The 9849-nt window shown below is 55.1% G+C and carries 10 protein-coding genes and 1 pseudogene; 4 read left to right on the top strand and 7 right to left on the bottom strand.

The genetic code is table 11. The annotated features are described in order from the left end of the window. Positions 1-37 precede the first annotated feature (37 nt). From BM347_RS17790 to BM347_RS17270, 3 genes are read left to right on the top strand one after another with little or no spacing between them, the layout of a single operon-like run. Complete coding sequence (locus BM347_RS17790) at positions 38-169, top strand: hypothetical protein (RefSeq protein ID WP_281247869.1); 132 nt, start codon at positions 38-40, stop codon at positions 167-169. Positions 170-205: 36 nt separating this feature from the next. Next, positions 206-397 carry a hypothetical protein gene (locus BM347_RS17485; RefSeq protein ID WP_139226528.1) on the top strand — a complete coding sequence of 64 codons (192 nt, stop codon included), beginning with the start codon at positions 206-208 and terminating at the stop codon, positions 395-397. A 39-nt stretch (positions 398-436) separates the two neighbouring features. Continuing rightward, complete coding sequence (locus BM347_RS17270; protein WP_093917748.1) at positions 437-868, top strand: hypothetical protein; 432 nt, start codon at positions 437-439, stop codon at positions 866-868. Positions 869-893: 25 nt separating this feature from the next. On the opposite strand, the gene BM347_RS17275 is transcribed toward BM347_RS17270, so the two are convergent. From BM347_RS17275 to BM347_RS17300, 6 genes are read right to left on the bottom strand one after another with little or no spacing between them, the layout of a single operon-like run. Beyond that, positions 894-2558 carry a sulfatase-like hydrolase/transferase gene (locus BM347_RS17275; RefSeq protein WP_093917749.1) on the bottom strand — a complete coding sequence of 555 codons (1665 nt, stop codon included), beginning with the start codon at positions 2556-2558 and terminating at the stop codon, positions 894-896. Next, the gene (locus BM347_RS17280; protein WP_093917750.1) at positions 2558-4111 is read right to left on the bottom strand and encodes a tripartite tricarboxylate transporter permease; all 1554 of its coding nucleotides are present in this window, start codon (positions 4109-4111) and stop codon (positions 2558-2560) included. The genes BM347_RS17275 and BM347_RS17280 overlap by 1 nt, the downstream gene beginning before the upstream one ends. 9 nt (positions 4112-4120) lie before the next feature. Continuing rightward, positions 4121-4549, bottom strand: a complete 429-nt coding sequence (locus BM347_RS17285) for a tripartite tricarboxylate transporter TctB family protein (RefSeq protein ID WP_093917751.1) — start codon at positions 4547-4549, stop codon at positions 4121-4123. A gap of 59 nt (positions 4550-4608) precedes the next feature. Continuing rightward, entirely contained in the window at positions 4609-5556 is a 948-nt protein-coding gene (locus BM347_RS17290; protein WP_093917752.1) for a Bug family tripartite tricarboxylate transporter substrate binding protein, read from the bottom strand. 29 nt (positions 5557-5585) lie between these two features. After that, positions 5586-6542 (bottom strand): MBL fold metallo-hydrolase, encoded by a 957-nt coding sequence (locus BM347_RS17295; protein WP_093917753.1) that lies wholly within the window; start codon positions 6540-6542, stop codon positions 5586-5588. Further along, a complete protein-coding gene (locus BM347_RS17300; protein ID WP_175498615.1) occupies positions 6539-7969 on the bottom strand; it encodes an FAD-binding oxidoreductase in 1431 nt (476 codons plus the stop codon). The genes BM347_RS17295 and BM347_RS17300 overlap by 4 nt, the downstream gene beginning before the upstream one ends. 178 nt (positions 7970-8147) lie before the next feature. On the opposite strand from BM347_RS17300, the gene BM347_RS17305 reads away from it, so the two are divergent. Next, entirely contained in the window at positions 8148-8813 is a 666-nt protein-coding gene (locus tag BM347_RS17305; protein WP_093917755.1) for a GntR family transcriptional regulator, read from the top strand. 154 nt (positions 8814-8967) lie between these two features. Here BM347_RS17305 and BM347_RS17310 read toward each other — a convergent pair. After that, a pseudogene (locus tag BM347_RS17310) lies at positions 8968-9849 on the bottom strand (IS5 family transposase); the annotation flags it as partial.

Here is a 9849-nt window from a genome sequence, read left to right on the forward strand (position 1 = left end):
TGCAGCCCAAACCGCGTTGCCCAAGACCCGTTTTCGCATGTCGCAATTGATGGCCGCCGGAGGCGCGATGCAGGGACTTGCTGCCCGCGTCTCTCAGCCGGTTGACGCCGTAGACCTCGATCCAACCGAAAGCACGCTTGATGGGGCGCAACGGTCCTTCGACAGCTAATTTCCAGTAAGACGAGCAGCGGGTGAACCCGTCGATATGCTTCGCTCTGCTATGGCGCAGGCACTGCCAATTTGCGTGGCCGACATTGAAACTGGGGCTCAGTTGAACGATGAGCAGCTGGAAATCCTTGCACGCGGTCTTAACCGATTGGCCGACTGGGCGTTGTTCCCCACGGACATGCCCGAACACACTGCCCCTTCAGTGCCTGCGGATGCGTTGTTCCGTTGAAAACAGCAGCATCAGCTCTTTTTCCTGATAATTCACGGCATGCTCTATCTATTGCACGTCTTGGAAGAGGCGCTCGACCGTGAACACGCCCCTGTGACGCAATCTATCCTAAGCGATTTCGCCGATCTTATGGAGGCGTCCGCTGTGGCCTTTCATCTGGCTGCCGATTTCTCGACCGAAGACTACGAAACACGCATCCGCCCAGACATGACGGCCCATGATCCGCATTTCTCGGGACGGTTTTACGCTGAGCATAAGGAACTGGTGACCAGCCTACGTGTCCTCAAACGAGTGCCCAAGGATTTCGAAGATGAACTGGATCGCATCAGCGAAGTTATCTCTGCACATAGGGCGTGCACGCCCGCGGTTGCCTGCGCTTTGTCGGGGAAACCTCTAGCCTTGCGTCCAAAGACGACACCCGCGTCGCCGCCGAAAGCATTCGAGGTAAATACGTCAAACGTACAAAGGTGATCGCTGGCCTCGCCAAGCCACGTAGCTAGTGACCCCGTACCGGGGGAGCCCTGCGATTGCGATATTTTTCGGTGAGGTCGGCGTCCGCGTCGCCCTCACCGTAGGCTCCCAAAATGACTCCCTTGGTGCTGCGTTGGGTTCGGTTCTGGCGCAACGTTTCGTTGGTGATCGTGGTGCGCTGAGAGGGGCGACGCGCCCAGGTATCCAGCACCGCGGATAGGCGAGCGACGTCTTCTTGATAGTCGACGCTTTCGCCCAGATCGATCAGCTCATCGGGGTCGTTTTTGAAATCGAACAAGATGGGTCGGATGCCCCCGCCGAACTCAACCAGTTTGTAGCGCCCATCGGTCACCATAAACAAACGCGCCTCGGCAGTGTCCAGATCAAGACGTTTGGCCAGAGGCGTCATTGAATAATCGTATTCGCAAAATGCGTAGTCGCGTCCTTGATCTTCCCCGTGCAGTAAAGGCAACAGCGACGCCCCTTCTAGCACATGATCAAGGTCCGCGATATTGCCGCCGGCCACGTCGACAAAGGTCGGCGCGAGGTCGATCAGCTGAACCAACGCATCGGATGAAGTGCCACGGGTCACGTCGGCTTTGGCTGACGGGTCATAAACGATCATCGGCACCCGAACCGACGTATCATGGCAGAACGTCTTTTCGCCCAGCCAATGATCGCCGAGATAGTCACCGTGGTCCGAAGTCACGACAATCATCGTGTCCTCCATCCGGCCAGTGCTTTCGAGCCAGTCAAACAGCACGCCCATCTGATCGTCACATTGTTTAATTAACCCCATGTATGCGCCAAGAACCTTATCGCGCACCTGATCCTGAGAAAACGCCTGTCCAACGGGAGCCTTCATCATCCCGCCGAAAACGGGGTGGTTCGTGTCGCGCTCTTCGTCGCTCCGCACCACGGGCAGGTAGTGTTCGGGGCCGTACATATCATGATAGGGCGCAGGCACGATGTAGGGCCAATGTGGCTTGATGTAGGATAGGTGGCAGCACCACGGCGCATCACCACGGCTCTCGATAAACTCCATCCCGCGGCGGGTTAGATATGGAGTCTCACTGTCCTCTTCCGCAATATTCGCCGGCTTGTCGCTGTTTTCCATGAACCAGCCCGACAGCACATTCCCCGCCCCGTCATTGGCGGAATTTGCGTGATCATGCCAAGGGTTGTCTCCTTCGTACCCTTTGCCGCGTAGGTATGCGTTATATTTGAGCGCACCTCCATCGTCATAAAACCCATCCGGTCCTTCTGGTCGCATCCCGTCATCGCGTTCAAACACGTCAAATCCACATTCAGACACTCGTGCGCCAATCACGCTGTCGGGCTCAAGGCCCAAACGTGCCATTCCTTCGGCGTCGGCTTTCATATGGGTTTTGCCGACCAGCCAGCACTCCATGCCCAAATTGCGCAGATGATCCCCCATCGTGCGCTCTCCGACTTTGAGAGGCACGTTGTTCCAAGAGGCCCCATGGCTGTGCACATATCGTCCCGTGTAGGTCGACATCCTCGAGGGCCCGCACAGGGGCGACTGGATATAGGCCCGGTCAAACCGCACGCCTTTCGAGGCCAGCCTGTCGATGTGCGGCGTGTGCAAATGCGGATGACCGTAACAGCTTAGATAATCCCACCGCAGTTGGTCGAACATGATGAACAGGATATTTTTCGGGTCTGACATTACGGGTTTTTCTGATCCAGGGTTTCGCCATCAGGCACGCCCAGATTGGTCGTGTCCGCCTCCTCATTTGTACGCTTCGAAAGAAACCAGAAGACCGACACCCCCGACAAGACCAAAAGCGCAACAGCGACAGGGCTTGTGTAAATGTTCAGCAAATTACCGTTCAGCAAAGCGATCGCTTGCGATAGCGATTTTTCAAATTGTGGCCCGAGGAAGAAGGCGATGATGAAGATGACCATCGAGTAGCCAAAGCTGTGCATCAGCAAGCCGAAGACGGCGAAAATCAGCATGACGGTTACACCAAAAAGCCCGTTTGTCGCCATCGACACCCCGACAAAACACAGCAGCAGTGCAGAGGAAAAGATCACAGCTTTAGGTGCGGAAACGACTTTAACCCAAAGCCGCAGCCCCGCCTGCCCAACCCAAAGGTTTATGAAGTTCGCCATGATCATCGCGCCGAACAGGCCATAGACCAGCCGCCCTTGGTTTTGGAAAAGGAGCGGGCCGGGCTGCATCCCGTGGATCATGAATGCGCTGATGATCAGCGCGGCAGTGACGCTCCCTGGAATACCAAGGGTCAACAACGGAATCATGTTAGCACCAACCACAGCGGAATTGGCGGACTCGGTCGCTGCGATGCCATGCAGATTGCCCTTGCCGAAACTTTCCTGTTCTTTCGACGCGGCCTTTGTCATCGCATAAGATATGAAAGCGGCTGCGGTTGATCCGATGCCCGGCAAAGCGCCGAGAATGGTGCCAATCGTGGCACCGCGCAACATCGTATAGCGACAGGCCCAATACTCGACCCAAGAGACGCGGCGATCTTCAGGATTTCCCGTATCAGGGACCAAAATACCTTGTCCCTCGGTCCCGCGCCCTTCGGCCATCCGCCGCAGAATTTCCGAAATGGCCAGCATTCCGATCGCAACAGACGGCAGAGCCAACCCGTCAAACAGATCCCAAAAGCCAAAGATAAGGCGCGGGGTGAAATGTTCTGGGTCGGTTCCAATGAAGGAAATCATTAAACCCAAGGCCGCTGCAATGACCCCTTTGATCAGGGATTCGCCCATCAGGCCGGATATGATCGAGAAGGCAAAAATCATAAGCGCCACGATCTCTACCGGACCCATCTTGAGCGCCAAAACCGCCAGCGGTGCGGCAACTGTAATTAGAACAATATCGCTGAATGTGTCGCCCGTGATCGACGAAAACAGCGCCATCTTAGTGGCCTTCAGGGGTTTGCCTTGCTGCGTCAAAGGATAGCCATCCATGGCGGTTGCCGCGGCGTCAGGCGTACCGGGCGTATTCATCAAGATCGCAGGCACCGCCCCCCCGACAAGCCCGCCTTTGTTGACGCCAACCAAAAAAGCGATGGCGGGCAAAGGATCAAGCCCGAAGGTGAACGGAATGGCAATCGCCATCGCCATCACAGGTCCGATCCCTGGTACGGCTCCGACAAACTGTCCAAGCACAACACCGAATACCACGAACAATAGATTGAAGGGTGTGAAAACATCCCCAAAACCTGCCAGAATTATTGAAAAATCGACCATAGTGGCGTCCTATCCGGGCAAGGCCCGTTCAAGAAGTTGCGTGACAAGAAACCAGATCGCAGCGGGCATGAGAACAACCCCTACCCCCAACCAAAGCGGGCGACGCTCGCCAATCATCAGCATCAGGACCAGCGCCAAAACGGGTGCCACATAGAGGAACCCGACCAAAGACATCGCATAAATGGCACCGCCAAGTATCGCGACATAAGCAGTTGTTTTTAAGAAAAAACGGGCATCAGGAGCCGCGTGGTTCGTCGGGCGAAGGGCCAAAAAACCACCGCAGATCGCCAAAACCCATGCGACGATATTCGGCATGGTCTTTGGGGACAAGTTGCCGCCCTGCGGGTCCTCTACATATTCAGGGATGACGAGGAAAAACATCGCTAACCCGAAAACAAGAAAGAACGCACCAGATATCCGGTCAGTCATATTGCTCATGCTCGGGCCTCCCTACCCTTGAAAAATGCCCCACCAATGATGTAGCGGGGCATTCAATTTTAATTGGCGAAAAGCCGTTCGGCGTTTTCCAAACCATCGACCATCATCAAACGGGCGCCATCTGGACCCATGTTGATCGGATCACCCTGCACCGCGTTGCGCACGATTTCCGCGATCTCGGGTGACTGGACAGCCTCATCAATTGCGGCGGCAATAGCTGCAGTTGCAGAAGGATCGGTTCCCGCTTTCATTGCCAAGAAGAACACCGCATCGACGTAAGCATCCACACCGGATTCGATGAACGTCTGTGTTTCTGGCGCATAACTTAGGCGCGATTGGTTTGCGCTGGCGATAACCTTCATGTCGCCAGATTCAAGGTAGGGGAAATGCTCGCCTGAGGCGAAACCCGCAAGAACCTGACCACCCAAGATAAGGCGAATAACCTCAGCACCGCCATCCGCAGTTACGAGATTAAAGTCGACACCAGACGCTTTAGTCGTGGCGTTCATCATCAGCACTTGCGGAGGTGCCATTGTCGCCAGCGGCATGTCTCCCTGTTCCTCGGCATAGGCGATCATTTCTTCCAAGGTATCGAACGGAGCATCTGCGCTGGCCACCAGTGCCAGTTCGGCCTTGGCGATCGTGCCTAGATAATCGAAACTGTCAATATCGAAAGGCAACTCGTCACCACGCTGAACCAGCTGCACCAACACTGGAATACCGACGCCCATGCCGATGGTCTGATTATCCACCGGGCGCTGAGACAGGCTGGTGAACATTGCCACACCACCGCCGCCTGGGCGGTTTTCGACGATCACATTCCAGCCGGTTTGTTCTTTCATCACTTCGGCCAGAACCCGACCCATCGTGTCAGTCGACCCCCCGGCCCCAAAGCCGATCTCGATTGTAACAGGTCCGTTCGGCTCCCAGTCTTGCGCCGCTACAGGTGCGCCAAATGCGATAAGTGCCGCAGTACCTACTGCCTTGAGTGTTGACGTAAATTTCATTGGTTTTCCTCCCTATTTACCGTCTATCGCTATTGGTTGTTTTCAATAGCCAACCGCTCCACTGCGCCTGTGCGCAAGGTTTCGATTTGTGCCAAAAGCCCGTCCGGATCGATCATCATGTTGGGCTCTCCCGCTGCCCGCGCAGCCATTGCCTGTCGATCTTCGTCAAGGCCGTTAGAAAAGCCATGTGTGGTCAAATGAACGTCGATGCCCATGTCCTGCGCTTCCGTTAGTGCCCGCACACGGTCCAAACTCTCGATAAAGGCCTCTACCTGAGGCGGCCCTTCGATGGCATTTAGGCCCAAACCGCCAATCGTAATCGCGCGGTAAGTCTCATCGCCGTCCGCCACATCATACATGTAAGACGCAGTCCCCCACGTATGACCGGGTGTTTCTACAACCGTAAAGACATTGTCGCCTAATGTGATAGTATCCCCATCCGCCACAACCATTTCCGGTTCGATCATGTCCCAAGCGCGCGGGCCAGCCTGTGATGCCTGAGACGACTCAACTGCCTCGTCCCAGCCACCTTGCGTCATTACGAACGTCGCGTTTGGCAAGAGCGGTTTGAGTGCAGCTGCGCCAGCAACATGATCAAAATGCCCATGGGTCATCAGTACGTATTTGATATCCGCCAGATCGGTGCCCGTCTTGGCGATATTATCCAGCAGCATCGGAGTGAACGGACCGTAGAGGGTGTCAATCAGGACCGTGCCGTCATCCGTATGCACCAGCCAAGCTGACACCCAACAGATGCCCACATAATCGACATTGTCAAAGGGTGCCCAAGGCTCAACGAACTGAGCGTCCGGCGTGCTGAGCCAGCGTCCTAAATCCGGCGGCATCTGACCTGTGCGTCCAAATTCCACGAACCGCGCAAGGATCTGATCTGACGGGCACCCATCGAACAGTGCTTGCGCACTGGCTGGCATTGCCAGCCCGAGCGCGAGTGCTGTTCCAACTACTTTGATGAAAGAATCTTTCATGATTTCTCCTTTGGTATGAACTTTCCCGGATTCATTAGGTCGTCTGGATCCAACGCCTGTTTGATCTTGCGCATCGCGTCCAGTTGGCTGGCTTGTTTGAGGTTTCGCATTACGTCCAGTTTGCTTTGGCCAATCCCGTGTTCGGCGGAAAACGATCCGTTCAAACGCATCAAAAGCGCGAAAGCCTGTTCTTTTGCACGGGTCAAAGGTAAGTCAGTCCAGTTCTTACCTTCCGCCGCACTCAATGCGTAATGCAGGTTTCCGTCCCCCAGATGCCCGACGGTCAGCGGCACAAATCCCATGTCCGCCACCGCGGAATCCATGGTCGTGACAAACTCAGCGACCGACGCCAACGGCAGTGCGATGTCCATATGATAGGCGGGACCGTTTGCCGTAATAGCCTCAAGAATGGACTCCCGCATGGTCCATAGATCAATCCGTTGCTGTTCGGATTGCGTGATCATGGCGTCAAGGACGATACCGTCTGCCATCAGTGTTTCAAGTCCTTCAAAGACCAGACCTTGCAGGCGTGTATCGCCATCTTCGCCAGCCTCGGCATCATCCGGACGCGATGACGCAACCTCGAAAAACAACCCCGTTTCTGCTGGCGCATCCAACGGTCGGCGTGTCTTCGGAAACTCTCGACAGATCACTTCAACAGCGGCCGCTGGCATATACTCAAACGCCTCGACCGCGCCACCCGTTCGATCTTGCAAGGCGTTCAGAACTGTTGGCGCATCCGCAACGGACGCCAAAGACAGAAAACCTGTCGTGCGAACGCGTGGCAGTGGGGAAAGCTTGAACACCGCAGCCGTGATAATGCCCAAAGTTCCTTCCGCCCCAATCAGCAAGTCCTTCAGATCAAATCCGGTGTTGTCCTTGCGCAGCCCGGTCAAACCATCAATGATCGACCCGTCTGGCAAGACGGCTTCAATCCCGATGCACAACTCACGCGTTGTTCCGTATTTCACGACGTTAGACCCACCAGCGTTTGTCGAAAGCACGCCACCGATCATGGCGCTTCCTTGCGCGCCAAAGGTCAAAGGAAACGCAAGACCTTGTTCGCGTGCCTGTTCCTGCGCGGCCTGCAAGACAACACCTGCTTCGAGCGTGATACTACGTGCGCCAACATCCACAGCGCGGACCGCGTTCATCCGCTCAAGCGATATAACGATGCTGTCGCCATCCCCAATTGAGACACCGCCACCGCAAAGTCCCGTCCGTCCACCAGTGGGTACCATTGGGGTACCGTGATCATGGCACAGCTTTACGATTGCAGCGACCTGCGCTGTGCTCTCAGGCCGCACAACTGCGATCGGTGTTCCAGCAAATTGCCCCGTCCAATCTTTGCAATAAGGCGCAGCCGCAACTGCATCGCCCATCAAGACCTGTGACTCACCAACAATCTCTTTAAGGCCCGCCAACATTTCCCCCGGCTGACTTATAGTAGAGCCAGTTGCCGCATACACATCCCACATTGTCCTAAAACTCGCCCCCATAGAGTCGTAAACTACCATGTTACATTTCCCCTCGACTGGTCAACAATAATCTACCATGGTAGAAAACTGAGCTAGAAAACGTATTTAGATCAAAGTCCGCAGGCATATGACACAACCTCCAATACAAAAATCTGTAACCGAGATAACCGCAGAAAAGATCCGCGAAGCGATCATTCTCGGGGCGTTTCCGCTTGGCACAAAGCTGTCCGAACAAAAGCTGGCCGATCTGTATCAAGTCAGCAGGTCCCCCGTCCGCGAAGCATTGGTGCTGCTGCAAATTGAAGGTCTTGTGCGGGTTTTTCCCAAGCGTGGGTCATTTGTATTTTTACCCGACGAATGCGTAATCCGAGACCTTTGTGAACATCGCAGCATTCTGGAAGTCGCCTGTTTCGAATTGGCCGTTAGAAACAACCACGCTGGCCTCTTGATCGGCATGCAGAACGGAATAAGCCACATGCAGGAGGCCATAAAAGACGCTGACACAAAGCACTATTCTCGCGGCGACCTTTTGTTTCACCGCTCTGTCATCGCACACAGCGGCAACAGCTCGATGATCAAGTCGTATGAAACCACGATTGGTCCGCTCATGGCGCTGCGCACCCATTTGTTCACCATCAGCGGGATCAGCCTTGAACGGTCCATGCAGGAACACACCGAGATGCTTGAGGCTTGCACGGTTCGAGACGTGGCTAAGGCGCAGGCAATTTGCAAACAGCATATTTACCACCTCACAGAACATTTTCACGAATTACAAATGATCGCAGCTTCGTGAAATCCGCAGGTGCCGCCCTAGATCTTTGCAACGTTTTCCACTGGGCTGTGGTCTTTGATGCACTTCAACATTTCTTGCACCTTTTCTGTCCAGTGAACGTGGCTTTGTTGCACAAATCGGGTGAAGGGCGTTCCTCCCCTTACCCCAGACGGATTTAGCCTACGGGCTCAGTGACAGGTATGCCAAGCGCAGAATAGCGATTGAGCACGGCGATACGGATTTGGATTTCCGCAACCTGCCTGTCGAAGTTCCGTGCCATGAGCGATTGGCCCATCAGTTTCAAACAGTGCATCTTGGTTTCGACGCAACTTCTTCGGTGGTATCCGCTCCAGCGTCGCCACAAGGTACGACCCAAGTATCGCTGCGCATTAACTGCGTCGGTTCGGGCAATAGCTCCGGCGCTCGTCGGCTTCCAAGGCTTAGCATTCTTGCGTGGTGGGATCACTGCATGGGCATTTCTTGCTGCAATCGCCTCGTGACATTTGCGAGTGTCGTATGCCCCATCGGCTGTCACTGATCCAATGTCCTGATCTGGTGGAATTTGGCTGAGCAATTCCGGCAGCATCGGCGCATCACCTATATTGCTGGTGGTGATCTCCACAGCCCGCACTTCCAATGTCTCTTCATTGATCCCGATATGTATCTTGCGCCAAATCCGGCGTTTCGGCCCGCCATGTTTGCGGGCATTCCACTCGCCTTCACCCTCCGATTTGATGCCTGTGCTATCAATGAGCAAGTTCAGCGGCCCGGTTCACCCGCGATAGGGTCGTTTCACGTTCAGAGACTTCTGGCGACGGCACAGCGTACTGTAATCGGGCACATCCCAATCCAGGCCGACCATCTGCAACAGGCTCTGAACAAAGCCGGTTGTTTGTATCAAGGGCATCCCAAACAAAACTTTCATGGTCAGACAGGTCTGGATCGCGGCATCGCTGAACTTGCATTGGCGACCACGCCTGCCGGTCGGCGGCGGTGCCCAAGTCATCTCAGGATCAAACCAGATCGCTAACGATCCGCGCTGCCTCAAGCTATCATT

The organism is Sulfitobacter marinus, assembly GCF_900116285.1.
In the GTDB taxonomy this organism is placed as follows: domain Bacteria; phylum Pseudomonadota; class Alphaproteobacteria; order Rhodobacterales; family Rhodobacteraceae; genus Sulfitobacter; species Sulfitobacter marinus.